At 47.1% G+C, this 23,244-nt stretch carries 15 protein-coding genes (1 of these 15 running past the window's edge); 14 read left to right on the top strand and 1 reads right to left on the bottom strand.

Annotation, left to right across the window (positions count from 1 at the left end; genetic code table 11):
- Positions 1–15 precede the first annotated feature (15 nt).
- The 5 genes from BK120_RS03685 (at position 16) to BK120_RS03665 (ending at position 8,565) form a co-directional block, all read left to right on the top strand.
- On the top strand, positions 16–1,866 hold the full coding sequence (locus BK120_RS03685) for a DUF2264 domain-containing protein (protein ID WP_076266155.1): 1,851 nt from the start codon (positions 16–18) through the stop codon (positions 1,864–1,866).
- 9 nt (positions 1,867–1,875) lie between these two features.
- Entirely contained in the window at positions 1,876–2,991 is a 1,116-nt protein-coding gene (locus BK120_RS03680) for a glycoside hydrolase family 88 protein (protein ID WP_179089751.1), read from the top strand.
- A gap of 290 nt (positions 2,992–3,281) precedes the next feature.
- Positions 3,282–4,235, top strand: a complete 954-nt coding sequence (locus BK120_RS03675; protein ID WP_076266153.1) for a peptidylprolyl isomerase — start codon at positions 3,282–3,284, stop codon at positions 4,233–4,235.
- A gap of 31 nt (positions 4,236–4,266) precedes the next feature.
- Positions 4,267–8,052, top strand: a complete 3,786-nt coding sequence (locus tag BK120_RS03670) for an S-layer homology domain-containing protein (protein ID WP_076266152.1) — start codon at positions 4,267–4,269, stop codon at positions 8,050–8,052.
- Between the two features lie 297 nt (positions 8,053–8,349).
- On the top strand, positions 8,350–8,565 hold the full coding sequence (locus tag BK120_RS03665; protein WP_076266151.1) for a hypothetical protein: 216 nt from the start codon (positions 8,350–8,352) through the stop codon (positions 8,563–8,565).
- 64 nt (positions 8,566–8,629) lie between these two features.
- Here the strand turns inward: BK120_RS03665 and BK120_RS03660 are convergent, their stop codons facing one another.
- Positions 8,630–9,598: a sugar phosphate isomerase/epimerase family protein gene (locus BK120_RS03660; protein ID WP_076266150.1), complete on the bottom strand. Its 969-nt coding sequence runs from the start codon at positions 9,596–9,598 to the stop codon at positions 8,630–8,632.
- 309 nt (positions 9,599–9,907) lie between these two features.
- Here BK120_RS03660 and BK120_RS03655 point away from each other — a divergent pair, with 309 nt between their 5' ends.
- From BK120_RS03655 to ligA, 9 genes are all read left to right on the top strand, one after another.
- Positions 9,908–11,023, top strand: coding sequence for a S1C family serine protease (locus BK120_RS03655; protein ID WP_076266149.1), 1,116 nt, complete (start codon positions 9,908–9,910; stop codon positions 11,021–11,023).
- 53 nt (positions 11,024–11,076) lie between these two features.
- Entirely contained in the window at positions 11,077–13,005 is a 1,929-nt protein-coding gene (locus tag BK120_RS03650; protein WP_083681596.1) for a stalk domain-containing protein, read from the top strand.
- Between the two features lie 164 nt (positions 13,006–13,169).
- Positions 13,170–15,701, top strand: coding sequence for a U32 family peptidase (locus tag BK120_RS03645; RefSeq protein ID WP_076266147.1), 2,532 nt, complete (start codon positions 13,170–13,172; stop codon positions 15,699–15,701).
- 142 nt (positions 15,702–15,843) lie between these two features.
- Positions 15,844–16,413: an RNA polymerase sigma factor gene (locus BK120_RS03640; protein ID WP_076266603.1), complete on the top strand. Its 570-nt coding sequence runs from the start codon at positions 15,844–15,846 to the stop codon at positions 16,411–16,413.
- A complete protein-coding gene (locus BK120_RS03635) occupies positions 16,403–16,744 on the top strand; it encodes a hypothetical protein (RefSeq protein ID WP_076266146.1) in 342 nt (113 codons plus the stop codon). Before BK120_RS03640 ends, BK120_RS03635 begins: the two co-directional genes overlap by 11 nt.
- A complete protein-coding gene (locus tag BK120_RS03630; protein WP_076266145.1) occupies positions 16,741–18,213 on the top strand; it encodes a tetratricopeptide repeat protein in 1,473 nt (490 codons plus the stop codon). Before BK120_RS03635 ends, BK120_RS03630 begins: the two co-directional genes overlap by 4 nt.
- A gap of 89 nt (positions 18,214–18,302) precedes the next feature.
- Positions 18,303–18,998, top strand: a complete 696-nt coding sequence (pcrB, locus tag BK120_RS03625) for a heptaprenylglyceryl phosphate synthase (RefSeq protein ID WP_076266144.1) — start codon at positions 18,303–18,305, stop codon at positions 18,996–18,998.
- A 234-nt stretch (positions 18,999–19,232) separates the two neighbouring features.
- Complete coding sequence (pcrA, locus tag BK120_RS03620) at positions 19,233–21,632, top strand: DNA helicase PcrA (protein WP_076266143.1); 2,400 nt, start codon at positions 19,233–19,235, stop codon at positions 21,630–21,632.
- Between the two features lie 63 nt (positions 21,633–21,695).
- Positions 21,696–23,244, top strand: the 5' portion of a protein-coding gene (gene ligA / locus BK120_RS03615; RefSeq protein ID WP_076266602.1) for an NAD-dependent DNA ligase LigA. 452 nt of this gene lie beyond the right edge of the window; only the first 1,549 of its 2,001 coding nucleotides appear in the window; its start codon is at positions 21,696–21,698; its stop codon lies beyond the right edge, outside the window.

Raw genomic sequence — 23,244 nt, 5'->3', positions numbered from 1 at the left:
ACGGAGAGAGCTTTTATGGCAGCAACGAGAGAATTAGATCAGGTGAGATTACAATCGAAAGCAGATTTGCAGCAAACGGTTAGCGAGGCTTTTGAACCGTTGAAGGAGCGATTCACTCCCGGATACGCAGGTTTGGATCTCGGTGCGACAGGAGCGATTCATAGTGAGGCTATTGCCTTGATGGAAGCTTTTGCCCGTCCATTATGGGGACTAGTTCCGCATGCCTGCGGCGGGGGAGAATCAGATCTGTGGCCGATGTATGTACAGGGCATTATTCACGGAACCGATCCGGATCATGAGGAGTATTGGGGCAGTTTCGGAACGAAAGACCAGAGAATGGTAGAGCAATCTATTCTTGGCTTAGGACTCGCGCTTGCTCCCCATAAAATATGGGAACCGCTAACTGACAAGCAAAAAGACAATGTATACCGCTGGCTTAATCAAATAAATCTCGTTGATCGTTCCAATCCGAATAACTGGCTGATGTTTACGGTACTAGTGAATGTGGGCTTCCAAAAAGTAGGTTTGCCGCATGATCAGGACATAATGGACAACTACCTGGACACTATTGATTCCTATTACTTAAGCGACGGCTGGTATTCGGATGGGAAGACGGATCAGCGGGACTATTATATTCCGTTCGCCATGCATTATTATGGACTCCTCTATGCCAAGCTGATGGAGAAAGAGGATGCTGAGCGGGCTGCGCGTTACCGTGAGCGCGCAAGCCTATTCGCTCAGGATTTCATACATTGGTTCGCGGAGGATGGAAGCAGCATCCCATTCGGGCGCAGCCTCACGTATCGTTTTGCACAAGTTTCTTTCTGGAGTGCGTTAGTATTTGCGGATGTGCTGCCTTACTCCATGGGAGTGATGAAAGGCATTATTATGCGCCATTTGCGCTGGTGGTTCTCACAGCCGATCTTTACGCCTGATGGTTTGCTAAGTATCGGATATGCTTATCCGAATTTACTGATGGGCGAAGGCTATAATGCGCCAGGATCTCCTTATTGGTCGTATAAAGCATTTCTTATTTTAGCTTTGCCGGATGAGCATCCCTTCTGGCAGGCAGAGGAAGAGGTATTGCCTGAGCTTAAGCCTCTTGTCGCTCAGCCGCATGCACGTATGACCATTAGCCGTCCGGAAGGTCATAAGCATGTCATTGCCTATGGCTCAGGCCAAATGGCTAACTTCGATATGTCGCATAGCGCGGCAAAATATTCGAAATTCGCCTACTCGACTTTATTCGGCTTCAGTGTGCCAAAAGGTTACTACGGGCTTACGCAGGGGGCATATGATTCGACGCTTGCGCTAAGTGAATGCGATGAGCATTACCGTGTCCGGCGATTTTGTGAGGAGTTTCGAATTCAGGAGCAATCGGTCTACTCCCGCTGGCTGCCATGGGCAAATGTGGAGGTACAGACATGGATTATACCGGCGGGCTTGTGGCATGTTCGTGTACATCGAATCAAGACGGAGCGCGAGCTTGATGTCGCCGAGGGCGGATTTGCGATTCAGACGTTGGCAGGAGACGCAAAGGAACAAGCTGATGTCCTAACGATAACGGGAGCCGTGCTGGCAAAAATGCCAGACGGGATGAGCGGAATGATTAACATTTCCGGCTTCGAACAAGCGATGATGCTTTATCCAGAGGCGAATACGAATGTGCTTAAGCCTCGAACGATGATACCAACGCTAACCGCTCGTTTGACACAAGGTGAGCATATACTCATATCCGCTGTCTTTGGTGCGACGAACAGCAAAGAGAACGAGCTGGAGTGGTTAAACCCTCCTAGCGTTGAGCAGGATAGCTCGGGGAAAATGATAATCGGAAATATAATTCATAATGACATTTTTCTGAGGTGATTAATAGTGATGTGGCAAACAGCAATTGACGATGCGATAGTTAAAGTGAAGCAAAATATAGGTAAACATCCCGGCAAGCTGCCGCATATTTCGGAGGGGCAGCGTTATGAGTGGGGAGAAAATGATGACTGGATCGAAGGCTTTTATATTGGCATGATGTGGCTTGCCTATGAATCTAGTGAAGATGTTTTCTATAAGGAAGCAGCTGAGTCCTTTTTGCCGAACTTTAAAGACCGGCTTGATCGCCATGTGGCGCTCGATCATCATGATATTGGTTTCCTATATTCGTTGTCAGCCGTTGCAGAGTGGCGAGTGACAGGAAGCGAAGAGGCCCGGATGGTGGCGCTTGAAGCTGCTGAAAGGCTCTATTCACGCTGGCGGCCGAGGATAGGGATCATTCAAGCCTGGGGCAAAGAGGATGACCCGGAAAACGGGGGACGAATGATCATTGATTGTTTAATGAATCTTCCACTGTTGTTCTGGGCTTACGAACAGACCGGCGAACAAAAATATTATGATATTGCCTACAAACATGCTTGTGCCAGTCAAAAATTTCTAGTTCGTGGCGACCGATCATCGTATCATACGTTTTACTTCGATCCTAAGACGGGTCATGCGCTTCGAGGCGGGACTCATCAAGGTTATGAGGATGGCTCGACTTGGACAAGAGGGCAAGCTTGGGGCATTTATGGATTTGCACTCGCATACCGCTATACAAAGGATGCCGCTTTTTTGGAGACATCCAAACGGCTGGCTCATTACTTTATTGAGCATTTGCCCGAGGATCATGTCGCTTATTGGGATTTTGATGTACCGATGGAATGGGATACGCCTCGTGACAGCTCAGCATCGGCTATTGCAGTATGCGGCATGTTGGAGCTGATGGAGCTGCTTGCTGAAGGGGATGCCGATCTTGCTATATTCGAAAAGGCCATTCATAGCAGCATGAATTCATTAGCTCAGCATTATGCAACAACAGATCTTCCGAATGCGGAGGGGCTGCTGAAGCATGGCTCTTATCATGTGCGGGGCGATCGTGCGCCGGATGATTATATGATTTGGGGCGATTATTATTATTTAGAAGCGTTAATTCGCATGAACAAAGGCATTAAAGGGTATTGGTAGCCTATGTAGATGCTTAGAAACAAGCTTAGCTGAATGATCTTGTCCACCCCTATAAGAAGAGGCTGTCACTTTAGGTTTATAACCTTTAGCGGCAGCCTCTTTTCTGTGTAGGGTGTCAAGATTCATCTGCATTGCTAGTTTGGCAAAGAGGTTTAGCTGCATTTTTTGCAATAGGTAAAAATTATACGATATCAGTCAAATCAGTTCATTATAGCGAAGTTTGGTTTCTGTCTATAATAGTACAAAGTTTAATTGTAAGTGCTTACATAGAGGGAGGAGGCAAGGACAACGTGAAAGGGAAAAAGCTGTTATTCGTCGTATGCAGCATGCTTATTGTACTTATTGCTGGAGCATTATCGCTGGGTAACATGCCTGCTCTAAACCCTGCGGATAAGACAGCGTTTACGATCGATAATTACGATGTATCGGAAAGTGAATTTCAAGCCTTTTTACAAAGCAACAAGGCTTTAACGACAAGTTATTTTAAGCGAACTTACAATGCCGATTATGACAAGGATTTTTGGGCAGCTTCTTTCAACGGTGAAAACCCGCTGGAGTATGCGAAGCAAAAAGCTATGGATGAGCTTGTGAAGGTGAAAATAGAGCAAATCATTTTGAAGGAGAATGGTATCCTCAGTGACATTTCTTACGAAGCATTCTTGAAGAGCTATGATCACGAAAATAAGGATAGAGCAAAAAAAGCAGCTAACAATCAGCCTATCTACGGCCCCAAGAAGTATGGGAAAGCAGAGTACTACTCCTATTATCAAAGCATGAACGTTCAGAAGCTCATCGATAAATGGGCGAAAGAAGCGCAAAGTACGCTGCCCGACCAAGAGCTTAAACTTTATTATGACAAGGTGAAGCAGCAGTATTTTCACAAAGGGTATGAATTTGATTACGAGAAAATTTCCTTGGATAGCAAAGCGGGTATGAAGGAGGAGCTGACACTGAATCTGGCGGAAACCTCCAAAGAGGATACACTATCGCAAAATCTTTACACCCTATTTCTTGGCCTCTCGGAAGGCGAGTATAGCGATATCGTTCAATCAGGCGAGGGAATGTATAGGTATAGGCTTCTAGCAAAGCGAGATAAAGGTATTGAAAAGTATGAGGATGTTAAGAACGCCGTCATTCAACTGTATGTGCAGGAGCGGCTAGAAGAAGAAGTGAGCAAGCGTTTGAAACAGACGAAGATTGAATTTAATAAGGAGGTGTTTCCAAAAATAACGTTCATGTCGTAAGTCTATCAAAAATAATAGGAGGATGATTTTTTTGAAGCATTATATGCAGCAAAAGCTTGTATCCATGGTTCTATTAGTCGCACTCTTAACGACAATAGCGATTCCCGCTGTTTCAGCACAGGAAACGGGCGTACCGCTGGAGGATTCGCAGCCGCTTGCTATAGCAGAGCAGTCGGTAACAGGCTCGACATATTATGTCAGCAATGAGGGCAATGACGATAATGATGGCAAATCGGAGGATAAAGCTTGGGCATCGCTAGAGAAGGTTAATAGCGTAGGCTGGAAGCCTGGCGATCGCATTTTATTCAAGGCTGGCGATGTATGGAATGGTTCATTGAAGCTAAGAGGAATATCAGGCACCAAAGAAGCACCGATCATCTTCGATAAATATGGCAGTGATGATCCTTCTGTAAGGCCGATCATTAACGGCAATGGAACAACAACGACAGAGAAATCAGCTATTATTCAAAATTATACAGGCGTGAAGGATAAAACATTATCCGCTACGATCGACGTTGTGGACGGCAGCTACCTGCAGTTTCACAACTTTGAATTAACGAATAAAAACCCTGACGTTGTCTCGCAGCGGGCAGGCATTAACATTAGAACAGCTTCAACCAATGTAACGGAATGGGAAGCTAACCCACACCGAGGAATCGTTGTTAAGAACAACTATATCCACGATGTCGATGGCAACCCTACGGGCTGGAAGGTAGGCAGCGGCGGCATTCTGATCCTTGGCAATATTGAGGATGTGCTCGTTGAAGGAAATACGGTGGAGCGGGTCGATATTGAAGGCATTCGAAATGCGGGTCTTTACCGAGAAGGCGATACGAAAGCCAATTTCCCGAGAGTTCTGCGAAATGTAGTGTTCAATAACAACTATGTTGCCGATGTGCAAGGTGACGGCTTCGTTATGAGCAACGTGGGCAGCAACGGCAGAATGGAATACAATACGGTCGTCAGGCATTCGGCGAAAAATGTAGGCAACGTCAATTATGCCGGCCTATGGGTCATTGGCGTTAAGGATATGGTCATTCAATACAATGAAGTGTATGGCGGTATTTATGGCTATAATGATGGGCAGGCCTTTGACGTAGATATGTTTTGCGAAGGAACTCTCTATCAATATAACTACAGCCACAGCAACCGTGGTGGATTCATATTATTTATGAGCGGCTCAACAAACTCTCTCGTTCGCTATAATATTAGTGTAAATGATGGAGATGGTCGATATATATTCCATTATCTTCCTACTACACTTGGAGATGCTCCATTAATTCATAACAATACTTTCTTTACCGATGCGCAGGTGCAGACGAAGCTGATCAGCGATCCTGGAAAATACTTAAGAATGTACAATAATATCTTTTACTCCAAGGCTAATACAACGATTGGACAAGACCGCTTTGCTGGCGGCGAAGTGAAAAATAATATTTTTTATCCGGGCAGCGAGTACAAGGATTTGAAGCTGACTGGATTATCATTGGATCAAAACTTGTTTGCAAGTCCGCAATTCGCAAGAGCGGGTGAAGAGCCCAAAGATATCATTAATGCTAGCCAAAGCACATTTGATGTAGAGATATTGAACGGATACAAATTGCTGCCAGGCTCACCGGCAATCGATGCAGGGATGGATATGACAGCATTGACGCCATCGGTATGGGCACCTGCAACAAAAGACTTCTTTAATAATGCGATCACATCTGCTGCTAAAGTGGATATTGGAGCGCATGAATATTCGAATGATGCGCCAAGCGAGCAGGCACCAGAGGTAATGCCGCAAACGATTGTCTTTGACAAGCCTGTGCTGGAGCTTCATGCAAAGCATAGAGGCGAGAAGATGACGGCTACGGTTGGTCCAGACAACGCATGGTTTAAAGGAATCAAATGGTCGAGCAGCAATCCTGCAGTGGCCGCCATTAATGCGCAAGGTTTTGTATCCCCGCTGCTTGAGGGCGAAACGATCATTACAGCTGAAAGCACTATTAATCCGAATGTGAAAGCTGAAGCGCGAGTCATTGTTCATGCGCCTTCAAAGGTTGTATCCTACCTTGTTGCTTCAGACGAAACGGAGTTATCGGAGGAGAAGACTACGCTGCAGCTAAGAATTGACGGCGTGACAGAGGATCAAAATGCGATTGAATATGCGGATTATCATCAAGTAGAATATGCAACGAATAATGAGAATGTCGTTGTAGACTCGTTGACAGGCAAGCTTGAGGTGATCGGCGATCTAACAGGTGTCACTGAGGTTGAGGTTTCTGCTAAGGTGCAGGAATACAAGGACTTAGTCTACTCTGAAAGCTTCGAGAACGGTTGGAATGACTTCTTGCCAGAGACCGGTACGAGTATTACGACGGGCAGCATTTCGGATAAGGTCGCTTATCATGGCGATCAAAGTGCGCTATTTGTTGTTGGAAACGGCAGCAATGCCATTCAAAAGGTGTTTGGCGGCAAGCAGCAGGGCGTCGTATCGATGATGCTTTATGATGACGGCTCCGAAAGCTCGAAGACGCGGGTTGTCGCGCATGTCGGAAATGCAAGAAGCAGCCTACTTGCAGGCATGGGCTTATTGTATGACGGCGGCACTTATGGATCGCTGGAGTATTATTCAGTAAGGGCAAGCGGATCTTCAACCGCATGGGAAGCCACTCCGGTGAAACGAAGCGTCGGATGGCATGAACTGAAGTGGGATTACACATCAGGTACAGATTTAAAGATGTATATCGATGGGCAATTGGTGAAAACAACGACAGCGATTGCAAGCTTCGACAGAATCGTACTCGGTTATTTATGGGATAGTGCAAATGGACGTACATTTGCTTTCGACAATATTAAATATTCTTCGACTGGCGAATTAGTTTCATCGCGGGCAAAAGCGCTGACTCTTTCCGTAAAACAACCAGAGCCAGAGGCGCCAGCATGGGAAAACGCAGTAGTGACGGCTTCGAATGTGACGCATACGGGAGTAACATTAAACTGGACACCGGCTGTTGATGCGCCAAGCATTGCAGAATATGCCATTTACAAGGATGGCGTCAAACTGGCGAGCGTTGCAGGCAGTGTGTATAGCTACCAAGCTAGCGGACTATCTGCGGATACGTCTTACACGTTCAAGATTGAAGCGGGCAACGCATGCGGCAAGTGGAGTGAGGATGGTCCAAGTGTTGTCGTGAAAACAAATGTGGATACACCATCGCCTGGTGGTACACCTGAAGGCGGTACAACCAATCCTGATCCGGTGAATCCAGGTGGAAAAGATCCTGAGAAACCGACAACGGATATTGTACTAACGGACATTGAAGGACACTGGGCATCGGATGCCATTCAGCAAGCGGTTAAGCTTAAATTCATTAATGGCTATACGGACAATTCCTTCCGTCCAAATGCAAGCGTAACGCGCGGAGAGTTTGCTGCAATGCTGGCAAGAGCTCTGCATCTAGAAGAACAAAGCGATGCTGATTTTGCAGATATCGACATGATTCCTGCATGGGCAAGACCTTATATTGCGAGTGTAGTGAACGCAGGTATCGCAAGCGGGTTCGAGGATAATACGTATCGTCCGGCTCAAGCAATTACGCGCGCAGAGGTGGCAGCTATGATCGTACGTGTGAAGAAGCTGCCTTTAGAGAACAATGCCGAGCTATCGTTTAAAGACGCTGATCAAATCCCAAATTGGGCAAAACCTTATGTGGCAGCAGCATTCAAAGCGGGACTACTTCAAGGTAGGGATGGCGGCATATTCGCTCCTGCGGATCAGGCAACAAGGGCAGAAGCGGTAACTTTAATTTTAGCATTGCTGAATAGCAAGTAGCTCGTTAGGGATCGGGAAGAGTGAAATACTTCCCGATTCCTAATTTAGTTATTTTATTATTTCATCAAGAGCGTAGACTCATTCAGCACCGTCAAAATGCTGTTATAGATCTTGGTAGAGATGGACAATTTATAGATGAGGGCTTATTAGTAAAATGCCGGCTCTAAGCTAAAGATTCATTTTTTTTAGTAAATCGTGACAAACTTGTTACGAATGAAGATTCGGACTTGCGCCTTGAGCCACAAAAAGCTAACATATAGTAAAATAGGTTACGTGCGAAAAAAAGGAGGTCCCTTCATGTTTTTGGCAGAAGCAGCAGCTCAAACAGCAAGTAAAATTGGAACTTTCGATTGGTTTATGTTGGCCTTTACCGTATTGATCGCAATCGGACTGGTTCGACTACTGACCGCTCGTCCGAAGAAAAACATTTTTGCAATCGGTTTTACAACCGTTTCACTCGCATTGTTTTTGTTGATTGATTTCATTATGATCACAAAGGTTTGGATGGCGTAACAGCATACATAGAAAAAAGGTCTGCCGGACAAGTCCGGCAGACCTTTTTCTTTGTTGCTAGAAATTAAACCCACCACATCTCGCCAAGCGGCTCGCGGATAAGAATTTGTTGAAGATTTTGAACAGCTTTTGTGAAGCCTTCATCAACGGACATTAAGCCGTCTTCATGCTCGATGCTCACAACATAGTCGTAGCCGACTAGACGAAGCGCGCTAAGGATGTCTGCCCATGTTTTGAGGTCATGGCCATAACCAACTGTACGGAACTGCCAAGCACGGTCAAGCATAAGGGCATACGATTGCATGTCCGTTACGCCGTGGTGATTTACGTTAATCGGATCGATTGTCGTATCCTTAGCATGGAAGTGATGGATAGCTCCAGCGCGTCCAAGGATATGTACCGCTTGAACAGGGTCAATTCCTTGCCACCACATGTGGCTTGGATCTAGGTTGGCGCCGATTGCATTGCCAGCCGCTTCGCGAAGGCGAAGCATAGTAGCTGGGCTGTGAACGGAGAAACCGCCATGCAGCTCAAGGCCCATCTTCACACCGCTAGCTGTAGCAAGCTTGCCGATCTCAGACCAATATGGAATAACTTTTGCTTCCCATTGCCAGTTCAAAATTTCTTGGAAATCGTTTGGCCAAGGAGCAACCGGCCAGTTCGGATATTTTGCATCCTCGTGATCGCCAGGGCAGCCAGAGAAAGTATTTACAACGGAAACTTCAAGACGGTTAGCAAGTTCAATCGTTTTACGAATAACTTCATCATGCTCAGACGAAATGGCTTTCTGAGGGTGCAATGGGTTACCGTGACAGCTAAGTGCGCTGATCATCAAACCACGTGATTCTACCGCATGTTTAAACGCTTTCAGTTTTCCTTCATCCGCAAGCAAACCATCAAGGTCGCAGTGTGCGTTTCCAGGGTATCCGCCAGTTCCGATTTCAATGGCATCAAGTCCTTTGGATGCGATGTAGTCAAGTGCTTCCTCGAACGGCTTTTGTGCAAAAAGTACGCTAAATACTCCTAATTTCATTTGTTCATTTACCTCCCGAATCCATCGATATGGATTGATTTAGTAGTCCCGTCTAGTATAACACTTCTATTCTTAGAACACATAACCGAAATCATATTTGACAAAATCGCATAATAACTAAACAAAACAAGCGCAGTACGAGGAAGCGAGAGTAATAATTAGTATTTTTTTGGGAGAACAATTCTATCGATTTTCATTGTTGTATATGGGAAATTATGCTATATTACAACGGATTACTACTATTTCATGCATCATAGTTTCTTCATTAAGAGATTGGTATGCATGAACAAAAATTAGGAGAGTGGCTTCATGAAAAGCAGCTTGCTACGTGTCTGCAGCTTCATTGTATTAGGAGCGATTGTTGCAGCAGGAACGGTATGGGGTGCTGGTGCAGGCAACACAGCTACACATACGCTGAATGCTGCGAAAATTAATGGCGAGGTTTATGTCAAAGCGAGCTCATTAACAAGCGTGCTAGGCGGAACGGGTACGTTTGATTCCAAAACAAACACGTATGCGTATACGCCAGTCGACATTCCATCGGTTGTAAAGAAGGTATCGCCTTCCGTCGTCGCGATTATCGGTAAGCCGAAGGATATCGGCTCGGCAGATCCAAGGTATGCATTGGCGCATGGAACCGGCGTTATTATTCGCACAGATGGCTGGATCGTGACGAATGCGCATGTTGTTGAGGATATGACCAATCTGGTTGTCGTTACAGCAGACGGCAAGAAATACGATGCAGAACGCACGCATCACGATGAGGCGAGTGATCTTGCATTAGTTAAGATTAAGGCATCGAAGCTCCCGATCGCGAAGCTTGCCCCATCACCGCTCAAGGTTCAAGTAGGCGAGACGGTTGTAGCGATCGGCACACCTGTATCGTTCTCCCTTCGCAATACGGCAACAAGCGGTATCCTGAGCGGTATGAATCGGAGTGTTTCTTCGGCATACAACCTGCTCCAAACGGATGCATCGATAAATCCAGGCAACAGCGGTGGGCCGCTTGTTAACATGAAAGGCGAGGTCATCGGCATTAATTCTTTAAAATTTGTAGAGGTAGGAGTCGATAATCTCGGATTCTCTATTCCTGCGGATACCGTGCAGTACGTAACGAGTCATTTTTTCAAATACGGACATGTGAAACGCGCCTCGCTTGGCCTTGGACTTGAGGAAAGCTGGTCTGCGCTTATCGGAATCCCGACCTCCGACCCGTTAACAGTCAAATCGGTGACATCGGCAGCCGCCAAAAAAGCAGGTATCCAAGCTGGCGACTTGCTTTATAAAGTTGCAGGCAAGCAAGTATCCGCAAAGGTGGAGCTTAATGAGCTGCTAAAAAGTTATTTGCCGGGTCAACAAGTGGAGGTAATGCTGCAGATCGACGGTGACCTTGTTACCCGCAAGCTGACATTAGTAGAAGGTTAGACAGCAAAGTTAAATTAAGATCAAAGTTATCATTTAATTATAAGGGGATATAGATGATGAGATTAAATATGTTTAAAAGAATGTTAACCATGCTTTTGCCGGTTTTGCTTGTTTTAGCGATGCTGCCGGTAGCTGCATTCGCAGCAGAGGCAGACAATAAGGTTGAAGTACGCTTGAAGGCGGGCAGCAAAACGGTCAAAATTAATGGGAAAGCTACTACGGTAGAGGCTCCATTTGTAAGCAACGGAACAACGATGGTTCCGCTAAAAGTCATTACAAATGCTTTTGGCGCAGGACTTAAATTGGAAAACGGCAATGTGATCACACTTACTTACAATGACCGCAAGATTGTTTTAACTTTTGGCAGCAAGACGGTAAAAGTAAACGGTGCAGCCAAAGCGGTGGCTGTTGCTCCAGTTGCAGTTAAAGGCTCAACAATGGTGCCGCTGCGCGTTATTGTAGAAGCTTTTGGCGCAAAAATTACAGCTGACAATGCGACTAAAGAAACCATTATTATTGGTGTGCGTGCACAATCGTCTGGTACTGGCGGCACATCTATTGATTCCGAATTTGGCAAAACAAAAATTGGTGACAGCTACCATGGCTGGTCATTAAATTATCCAGCAGGCTTGATTCAAGTGGATCAAAGCGATAACGGCGAATTTATTACTTGGGCAGATACTGCCGATGATTCCAAGGTTGCTGCGCAAGTGAATGTGATTACGGAACGTGTAGGCGATGACAAGCTGTCTGTCGAAGAGCAGAGAGAGCTTATGATTTCCTATTATGATCAAGATGAGATTACAGTAGACAAACGCACGATCACAGTAGGCGGTTTAACCTTCGAGAAGGTGATAAGCTACGCTAAACAAACAAAAATGAACTACGAGTATCGCGGTATTCAAAAAGGCGATAAGTATTACATTGTTATTGTAGGCGCTAAGGGTGCGAATAAGTCCGTTTTGAATAGCTATGATACATTCTTAAATAGCTTTACTCCTTCCTTTAATACAGCAGATAAATCGCTTAAGGATGTTACGAAGGTAAAAGATGGCGTAATCACCTTCAAAGATGAGGATTATGGGCTAACGGTTAAGCTTCCAACGGATTGGAACAAAGATTATGAGAGCACGACACCATCGTTCCAAAACGATAAGGAACTTTTCTTCTTTTCTCTTACTTCATTAACAGCAGGCGTTACGATGGACAATTGGGCACAAAAGAGGGAAGCGAGAATTCGTGAGGATTTTGTTAACTCAAGTGTTCGCAACTTCGTTACTACACCAGTAACTTTGATTGATGGCAAGGCGGTAGCGCTGAGCTATGAGCTTTCGTTAGGTGAGGACGCATGGTTTACCTATAATGAAATTGCTTTGTTTTCAGGAAATTACCGTTATTCATTAGTATATATGTATCCTACCGCTAATAGCGCGAAGAGCAAGCTTACGTACAACCAAGTTTTGGCTTCGGTCGATATTGATACTGCTTTAATTGAGAAAAACTTTGGCAATGTTGAGGAAAGTTATGATTTGGCTGATCGCAGCACAAAAACAACAAAACGCAGCTCTACGTATGGTTATTCTATTGAACTCCCAACCTACTGGTATGGAATTCAGAAAAACTTTAACGAAGATGATGTTTTGTATACGTTTAGTGCAGGCAGCTTAAATATCTTCGAGTCGGATACAGCAGCGGCTACCGTTGTAAACTCGCTTTTGCAATATGTGAATTCAGCGGAAGGCAGCGCGCAAGGAAGCACGACGAAGCAATCCAAAACGGTTACGATTAATGGAAAAACGGCACAGCATGTCGTGATCCATACATCCAAGCCACAAGATGATATTCCATATACAGAAGAATTTTATATTTTTGACTCTGCACAAGGAAATATAGTATTTAACTTCAACTATTACGATGTGCGTGCTACGGACAGCAACCTCAAAATCATCAACGACGCAGCGCAATCGATTCGTTTTAATTAGTAGAAGGCCGGTTCCCTTATTGGGGAATCGGTCTTTTTTTCATTTAAATGAGGCGTCAACCGTGGATGCTTGCGCGATGCCAGTATTGTGTAGTGGTATAGATGTCCGTGGTTTGTTAAGATAGTGGAAGCAGGTTTCAAGAATGAGAGGGATTGATAGTTAATATGACAGATACAATAATGAGATCGGACATAGAACTGCTGGCTCCGGCTGGCGATTGGGATTGCATGAGAGCGGCTGTTGCAAATGGCGCGGATGCAATATTTTTTGGTGTGGAGAAATTTAATGCCCGCGCACGCGCAAACAATTTCCGCAGTGAGGAACTGCCGGAAATTATGGCATTTTTGCATACGTACGGGGTAAAAGGTTTCCTCACATTTAATATTCTCGTATTTGAGGATGAGCTGAGAGACGCACAGAAGTTAATCGAAATGTGTATCGATGCAGGCGTGGATGCGGTAATCGTACAGGATTTGGGACTTGTGAAGCTGATTCGCGAGCTGTCGCCAGACTTTCCAATTCACGGCTCTACTCAGATGACGATCACATCGCCAGAGGCTGTCGAGTTTACGAAGCCGTTTGGTCTTGAGCGGGTCGTGCTAGGCCGTGAAAATAATTTGAAGCAAATTCGTACCATTGGCGAGCAAGCAAAGCTGCCAATGGAGGTATTCGTGCATGGTGCGCTATGCGTATCGTATTCGGGTCAGTGTCTCACGTCCGAGATGTGGGGAGGACGCTCGGCCAATCGCGGTGAATGCGCGCAGGCTTGCCGGCTGCCGTATGATTTGATGGTCGATGGCGAGGTACAGCCGATGGGAGACATTGCGTATTTGCTGTCGCCGAAGGATTTGGCGGCGATTGATATTGTGCCGGAGCTCATCCAAGCGGGCGTAACCTCGTTTAAAATTGAAGGACGTCTCAAAAGTCCGGAATATGTCGCGAATGTCGTGAGCAAGTATCGGCGCGCGATCGATAAATATTTTGACGGCGACATGTCGAAGCCGTCGGTGGAGGATGTGCGTGAGCTGCAGCAAAGCTTCTCGCGCGGCTTCACGCATGGTTTCCTGTCGGGAACAAACAACAAGATGCTTGTTGAGGGTACGTTCCCGAAAAGCCGCGGTGTCTACCTCGGCAAAGTAGAGCGCATTATGCGCGATGCGGTTACGCTGAAGATCGAAGCGCCGCTTAAGCGCGGAGATGGCATTGTGTTTGACGCAGGCGACCCGACGAAAAAGGAAGAGGGCGGCCGCGTTTACGATATTCGCCGTCAAGGCGTGAAAATCGAGGGCGAAGCGCAGGAAGGCATATTGATCGAGCTGGTAGCTGGACGCAATGATGTTGATTTGCGCAAGGTTCATGTAGGCGACCGTGTGTGGAAAACGAACGATCCGGCGCTGGACAGACGCCTCAGAGCTTCTTTTGAAACAGAAAAGCCATATCGCGTATTCCCGCTTCATGTTCGAGTGACGGGCGCGCTTGGCCAGCCGATGCGTACATGGTGGACAGATGTGCAGAAGGGGACGACGGTTGAAGTCGCGTCAGAGATTGATTTGGAGCAGGCACAGAAGCGTCCGATGGACGCAGCGCTGCTTGAGGATCAACTGGGCCGTCTGGGCGGCACGGTTTATCAGCTTGAGAAGCTCGAGGTAGAGCTGCAAGGCGATTTGATCGTACCGATCCGTGAACTGAACAGACTGCGCCGTGAAGCGGTCGAGCTGCTTGCAGGCGAGCGTCCGAAGCCGCCTGTCTATGTGAAGAATGCGATATACGCAAGCGAGGACGCTGTTTTGGCTGATGTAGCGAAAAAAGATATTTTGGCTCCTCAGAGCGGAAAAGATGCAAACTTGATCGCACTATGCCGTACTTTGGAGCAGGTGCAGGCAGCAGTCAAAACCGACGTCGCTTATGTATACGCTGATTTTGAATTTATTAAACAATTCCCTGCAGCGGTAGCCGCTGCCCGTGAAGCAGGCAAGCCGATTGCTCTGGCTACGCCGCGCATTCACATGCCTGGCGAAAATGGCTACCATGCGAATATATTGAAGCTGCAGCCCGATGCCGTACTTGTTCGGAACACTGGAGCGCTTTATTACTACTTGCGCGCGCGTGCAGCTAATCCGGACAAGCCATTTCCGAAGCTGATTGGCGATTTCTCACTGAACGTAGCCAATCATAAGGCAGTGAAGCTGTTTACCGAGGTTGGTCTTGATCTGATTACACCGTCGTATGATTTGAACATTCAGCAGATGGTTGACTTGCTGGAAAACTCAGATACGTCGATGCTGGAAATGGTTATTCATCAGCATTTGCCGATGTTCCACACGGAGCATTGCGTATATTGCACCTTTATGAGTGAAGGAACTGACTTCACAAACTGCGGACGTCCTTGTGAGGAGAAGCGTGCTTCCCTGCAGGATCGTATTGGCATGGCGCATCCTGTTCGCGTAGATGAAGGCTGCCGCAACACCGTATACAATGCAATCGAGCAATCGGGCGCTGAGTACATTCGCAATTTTGTAGGAATGGGCGTATCCAATTTCCGTGTCGAGTTTCTAGAAGAAACGCCGGAGAAAGTGCTTGAAGTGTTGTCTCTTTACCGTGATGCGCTTGATGGCCGTATTAGCGGCACGCAAGTATGGCGCAGCCTGAAAGCCATTAACCAGCTTGGCGTGACGCGTGGTCAACTGGTCAAATAAATCTAACGAGTATTCAAGCGATACCGTCTTCTCTGCGAATGGGAGGGCGGTATTTTTTTTGCTGTGCAATTTTAAAAAGGCGCATTTGCAACCTTTTGCGCTTCAAACCGCATCTTTACTTATAGAGAGAGCAGGTGAATGGATGAGTGCGGAGCAACAAGCGATTGAACGACTGAAAGGCGGTGACGGCTCCGCCCTGAAGTGGCTGATGGAGCAGTACGGCAACGATATTTTGCGGACAGCCGCCTTGCTGCTAAAGGATCATCACTTGGCAGAGGATGTGAGCCAGGAGGTATTTATAACCGCTTTTCAAAAAATAAAACAATACCGCGGCGATGGAAGCCTGCGCGGCTGGCTGCTGCAAATGACGATTAATCGCTGCCGCAGCAAGATGCGGCTCGCTTCATGGAAAAGGCTGCTGTTTCGAGCGGAAACAGGAGAAGAAATGAGCATACATAATATGATGTTTAAATCGCCGAGCGATACGGGAGTTGAACAATGGCTGCTGGCCTCATCGCTTCGTGAATCCATAGAGGTTATGCCTTTCAAATATCGTGAGGTCATCGTTCTTTATTATTATCAAGAGCTGACCATTAAAGAAATCGCGCAGGTGCTCGGTGAGCCGGAAAGTACCATTAAGAGTAAGCTGCTGCGAGGACGGCGACAGCTCAGGCAGCAATTAGAGGAAGGAGACTGGCAGGATGAAACATGAGCATGATTCAAAAAGCATTCGTAAAGATTTGGAAATAGAGCTGGCGGGTATTCAGTTCACTGAACAGCTTCAAAAGACTGTTTTAGACCGAGCATGCCCTCCTTCATTTTGGAATCGGGAGCTGCGTATACCTGGGATTGCTGTCGTTTTAGTCCTATGCCTGTGTATCGCTGTACCCGTAATCGGCTGGCAGCGTTTATCGTCATCCGTATATTCTCCGCAAACGATGGATGCCAAGCCCCAGTCTGAAAGCAGCGATCGGTTAATTATGATTGCAGGCGGCGTTTATTATGAATCAGAGCTGCTTGAAGGGTGGGCGAAGGAAAAATGATACGAATGAAAGTGAAAACGATGGCCATGCTGCTCGCTTTTCTTATGATTGTAGCGGGAGCTTGCTATTTTCTAATTCCTTTTTTCCTTTTTCATACGGAGAAATACGATGTTTTGTGGAAGTGGTTTCCTAGAACCGAGAGCGCGGAATCTGCACTTTTATTAGCGTCTGAGGCGTCTGAGCTGGTTACGGATTCGAGCGGCGACGATCGTATATTTATTTTCCCGAGCAGCAGCTCCTCCAGCGGAGGAGAACGAACGGGAGAGGAACGTATGCGCGAGATAAACCGACTCGAACATTTGGTGGAGCAATATTCAACGTCGTCATATATTTATGGGGTTAAATTTAATTTGGGCAAGCTTTATATGTGGAACAAGGAGTGGGATAAAGCAGAACGGCTTTTTGCAGAGCTTGAAGCAAATGTGAATACCGGTACATTCCATGCGGATGAGGAGCTGCGAACCTATCAAGCGATTTTGAGTACAAGAACGGCGATACCTGATAAGCAGGCTACTATAACAGGGAAAGTTAAGATTGGCGAAAAACCGGCTGCGAATGTGTTTGTTATATTGCACCGCAAGGATGCACGCGGATGGAGCACGCCGCCTTATCTTCATTACCCGGTAGCCATTACAGATGAGCATGGTGTTTATCGTTTTTATGACGTGGATGCTAATGTGTATGAGGTTGGAGTCGGTGTCACCCCTGCTGAGGTAAATGGCTATTACTTAACGCAGTCTGACCGAGAGTATGTGGGCGCTCTAGAAGGCAAAACAGAAACATACGATTTTCAATTTGTACCGCTAGTAAGTGTTATATCACCAGTTAATAAAGAGCAGCTAACCGGGGATAAATTGTTATTCGAATGGAATGCCTATCCGGGTGCGGATTACTATACGCTTTCGATCACGTCCATTTTCCGCATTAAAGATGGGAATACTGTTGGCGCTAATACGGTACAGCTCTCGGATGAGCGCTTTAGAGGAACAACAGCGGAGTACAGCTTGAAGGAATTGAGAGGAAATACGCTGGGATTTGGCAAAAGCACGGACTCGGGAGGAAATGTTGCTTTGTCTAATATCGGAGTGCTTGGCGCGGTTTATCCTGGGGGAGATTTCATATGGTCAGTTGATGCTTATGATGCGGGCGGGCGCAAAATATCGAGCTCTAGCGGCTATTACACGTCTCTAGTCCGGAAAACCCCGTTTTTCACAATGCCAGAGGAAGGGATGCTTGCTGGAGACAGGCTGGTCATTAAAGGGGAATATGAGGAAGCCATCGCGTCTTACAAGTCAGAAGGGGATAACGATGACGCACTGCGTCCGCTAGCTAGACTGATTTATTACGGCATTACGAAGGCAGACGGCGATCCAGCGGAAGCTTTGACTTATTTAGAGCGGGTAAGAGTTCCCAATGCTAGCGACAAGGACCTGATGAAGCAAATGAAAGAGAAGCTTGAAGGAGAGTAACTGTTTGACACGGATTTCTCGCTGACATAGCATAGAAGGAAAGCAATTATGCGACAATTGATTTATGACAAAGCGAGGCGTGATCATTCATGAATGAGGTTTGGTTTTCAAGCTGGAGGCATGTGTTTAAGCTCGACCCTGATCGAGAAATTTCCGATGAGCAGCTTGACGCGATTTGTACCTCGGGTACCGATGCGATTATTGTTGGAGGCTCCAGCGGCGTTACTTTTGAGAATACAGTGGATCTTATGGCACGAATTCGCAGGTATGCGGTGGACTGTGCATTAGAGGTTTCTACTTTAGAGGGAGCGGTTCCCGGCTTCGACGGCTATTTTGTACCGCTTGTCCTTAATACGAGCAGAGCAGAGTGGATTACCGGACGGCAAACCGAAGGGCTAATAGAATATGGCTCCTTCGTTCCTTGGGAGGAAACGGCGGCGCAAGGCTATATTATTTTGAATGAAGAGGCTACTGCTGCAAAAGTTACGGGTGCGCAAACGGAGCTGACAGAAGCAGAGCTCACCGCACATGTGAGAATGGCTGATCGGCTGATGCGCCTGCCGGTTGTTTATTTGGAATACAGCGGACGATTCGGCGATATGCAGCTGGTGAAGCGGGCAAGAATGACAGCCACGCAAGCACGGGTATTTTATGGCGGCGGAATTGACAATGCAGACAAAGCTCGTCAAGCGGCGGAAGCTGCTCATACCGTCGTTGTAGGAAACATTATTTACAGCGATCTTGAAGCAGCGTTATCGACAGTGGCAGCTGTTAAGATTGTCTGATTTGCTCCTGTTTTGCCTATAGCCATGGTCTCAATGGAAAAAAGCATTCGCTGTATCTGATCCTGTTGCACTTAATTGACAATGGGACAGAACGGCAGATGCTTTTATTTGGTTATAGCGTTGACATACTTTCTGTCATAATTCAAGCTAATTCCTATATTCTCAAATTGACACAGCGGTAGCCGTTGTCTACACTGGTGAGAGGCGAACATATGCGAACAAAGGAGTCTGAGCATGTTGAATTATATGAGTATCGAGCAGGCGGTACAGAAGCTGAACCCGCCGCAGCGTGATGCTGTTCAAGCGACTGACGGGCCGCTTTTGATTATGGCGGGAGCGGGCAGCGGCAAGACTCGCGTTCTGACACATCGAATTGCTTACTTAATAGAAAAGAAGCGTGTGGCGCCATGGAGTATTTTGGCCATCACCTTTACGAATAAAGCATCACGAGAGATGCAGGACCGGGTCAGTGCGCTTGTTGGACCATCTGGGCGGGACATTTGGGTATCTACCTTCCACTCGATGTGCGTGCGTATCCTCAGAAGAGATATCGATCGGATCGGTTTTACATCCAGCTTCTCTATTTTGGACTCTTCAGACCAGTTGTCGGTTATCCGCGGCTGTATGAAGGACATGAACATCGATACGAAGAAGGTTGAGCCGAAGGCGGTTCAAGCTGCAATAAGCGGAGCGAAAAATGAGCTGATCACGCCGGAGCAATTCGAGCAAAAGGTCGGCGACTATTTTGAGGGCATCGTTGCCCAAGTGTTTACAAAATACCAGAAAAAGCTGAGAAGTAATAACTCACTTGATTTTGATGATCTTATCATGATGACGATTCAGCTGTTTAAAGATGTACCAGAGGTGCTTGAATTTTATCAGAACAAGTTCAGATACATTCATGTCGATGAGTATCAGGATACGAACAGAGCACAATATATGCTGACCCGCATGCTTGCGGATAAACATCATAATATATGCGTAGTAGGCGACAGCGATCAGTCTATCTACCGCTGGCGTGGAGCGGACATTACGAACATCTTGAATTTTGAGGGCGATTATCCAGAGGCGCGGACGATCATGCTGGAGCAAAACTATCGTTCAACAGCAAATATTCTCGATGCCGCAAATGCAGTTATCAAGCTAAATACAGGGCGCAAGCCGAAGAAGCTGTGGACGGATCAAGGAGCGGGCGATCTCATTGCACTCTATCAGGCAGATACTGAACATGATGAAGGATATTTTGTAACTGGAGAAATTCGCAAAAACGTGAATAACGGCTACAAATTTGCCAATCATGCGATATTATACCGTACCAATGCTCAGTCGCGGGTTATAGAGGAAATTTTGATTAAATCGGATATTCCTTATCAAATCGTTGGCGGCATTAAGTTCTATGATCGCAAAGAGATTAAAGATTTGCTCGGATATTTGAAGCTCGTTTCCAACCCGGATGACGATATAAGCTTGGTGCGTATCATTAATGTGCCGAAGCGGGGAATCGGGGATACAACGGTTGGCAAGCTTGCGGATGAAGCGGCGAGAAGGGGCACTTCCATCTACCGTGTATTGAACAACCTCGGCGAGGTTGAGGTAAACGCCCGGACACGGACGCTATTGCGCGAGTTTTATGAGATTATCGACAATCTTACACGGATGGTTGAATATTTATCGGTAACGGAGCTTACAGAGAAGGTGCTGGAGCTGTCGCAGTACCGGATGGAGCTGCATCAAGAGAACACGCTGGAATCGAAGGCGCGTCTTGAGAATATCGATGAGTTTCTGTCGGTGACGATGGATTTTGAGAAGCGCAATGAGGATCGGACGCTCGTGGCGTTCCTAACTGATTTGGCACTCATAGCCGACATCGATTCCTTGAACAAGGATGAAGAAGAAGCAGAGAAGAATAAAGATGCAATCACACTGATGACCATGCATAGTGCTAAGGGACTTGAGTTCCCTGTCGTTTTCATTATCGGCATGGAGGAGAGCGTATTCCCGCATAGCCGTGCTCTTGCTGACAATGAAGAGCTTGAAGAGGAGCGGCGCCTTGCATATGTAGGGATTACCCGCGCGGAGAAACGGCTTTATCTGACATGTGCGCGGATGCGGACTTTGTTTGGCCGTACGAGCAGCAACATGCCTTCGCGTTTTCTGCAGGAAATACCAGAGAGCGTAAGAGAAGGCGCTTCTAGCGGCAGCGGCGGTTATTCACGTGGAAGCGTGGGCAGTCGCAGCGGCGTTAGCGTCACGGGCGGTACTGGTGCGGCTGCGCAAGGCGCGAGCCGCGGGTTTGCCGGTCGCGCGCCAGCTGGCGGTGCGCCCGGTGCAGGCGGCCGTTCCCCAGGTATAGGGGGAACGGGCCCGGCCGCGATGGGCGGCAGAGGAGGCGGCGTGCGTGTCAGCACGCCGCTGCAGGAAGCCGCTCGGGCGGCTCAGGGCAGCAGCGCGGCGGGCGATGCCGCGCCTGGAACATTTGCGTCAGGCGATCGCGTGTCGCATGGCAAATGGGGAATTGGCGTGATCGTCTCCGTCAAAGGGACGGGCAAGGATATGGAGCTTAACATTGCATTCCCGGCTCCGGTCGGCATCAAGCGATTGCTTGCCGGCTTTGCCCCGATAACAAAAGTATAAGGTTGATCAGCCATTTTTGACGATTAGAAGGAGGAGCCTTCCGTGAACGCTCAATTAGAGAGAATGCAGCAGCTTGTTGCGATCATTGCAGAGCATAATTATCGCTACTACACGCTTGATCAGCCTACAATAAATGATACGGATTATGACAAGCTCTATGATGAGCTTGTCGCTTTGGAGAAGGAGACGGGCGTGCTTTTGCCTGAGTCGCCGACACAGCGAGTAGGCGGCGATTTGCTCAAAGGTTTTGAGCCGTACAAACACCGTGCTCGTTTATGGAGTTTGGACAAAGCTCAAAATACGGAAGACCTGATTTCGTGGAATACGAGATTGCTTAAAGCAGTCGCCGATTATAATGCAAAACATCCGGAAGAAGAGCCTTTACCGCAGCCTACTTATGTCGTTGAGCTGAAGTTTGACGGCTTGACCCTGAATCTGACCTACGAAGATGGACAGCTGGTTCAAGCAGCTACGCGCGGAAACGGTGCGATTGGCGAAGGGATATTGCAGCAGGTTCGAACGATACGTTCTGTTCCGCTCACCATTCCATGGGCTGACGGTATAGTTGAAGTGCAGGGAGAAGGCATTATGCAGCTTTCCGTGCTCGCCAAATATAATGAAACGGCAGCTGAACCGCTCAAAAATGCACGGAATGCCGCAGCAGGCGCACTGCGCAATCTTAATCCGCGGGTTACAGCCGAGCGGAAGCTGAACGCATTTTTCTATAATGTCGGCTACGCTGACGGAGTTTCTTTTGCAGATCATCATGAAATGCAGAAGTTTCTTAACGACAACCGCTTTAAGGTGAATCCATATGTAACGTATCAAAATACGATCGAAGAGGTTCAAGAAGAGCTGCTGCGTGTAACAGAAAAACGGGAGCAGCTGGATTTCCTCATTGATGGTGCTGTAATCAAGGTTGTAGATATGCGGACGCGGGAAGCACTCGGTTATACGGATAAATTCCCTCGCTGGGCGGTTGCCTTTAAGTTCGAAGCGGAGGAAGCAGCAACAGTACTCGAAGCCGTGTCTTGGGAGGTTGGCCGTACCGGCAAAATAACGCCAGTTGCACGCGTCGAGGCTGTTGAACTCGCTGGTGTTACTGTACAAAACTGTACGCTCAATAATATCGGCGATATTGAACGCAAAAACCTCAAGTTCGCACTAGGGACACTCGTTACGATTCGCCGCTCAAATGATGTTATTCCAGAAATATTGGGCAAGGCCGATGATGTGCCTGGTGATGAAATTGTGTTTCCAACCGTATGTCCATCATGCGGAACGGAGCTCGAGCAGCGGGGAGCTCATCTATTCTGCAATAATAAGCTGGGCTGCCAGCCGCAAATTATCGGCCGGATCACTCATTTCGCGTCTCGGGATGCAATGGATATCGATACGTTCAGCGTCATGACAGCAGAACAGCTTTACAAAGATTGCGGAGTACGTGATCCTGCTGATCTGTACGCACTTACTTACGATGATCTGATTGGACTCGAACGATTCGGTGAGAAGAAGGCACTGAAGCTGCTTGCCGCATTTGAAAAGTCCAAGGATAGAGAGCTAGCATCATTCTTATTTGCTCTAGGCATTCCGAACACGGGCAAAGCAACAA

Origin of the sequence: Paenibacillus sp. FSL A5-0031 (genome assembly GCF_001956295.1) — a bacterium.
GTDB lineage: Bacteria > Bacillota > Bacilli > Paenibacillales > Paenibacillaceae > Pristimantibacillus.
The sequence above is the reverse complement of the archived record's forward strand: the minus strand, read 5'-3'. Positions and strand labels throughout refer to the sequence as shown.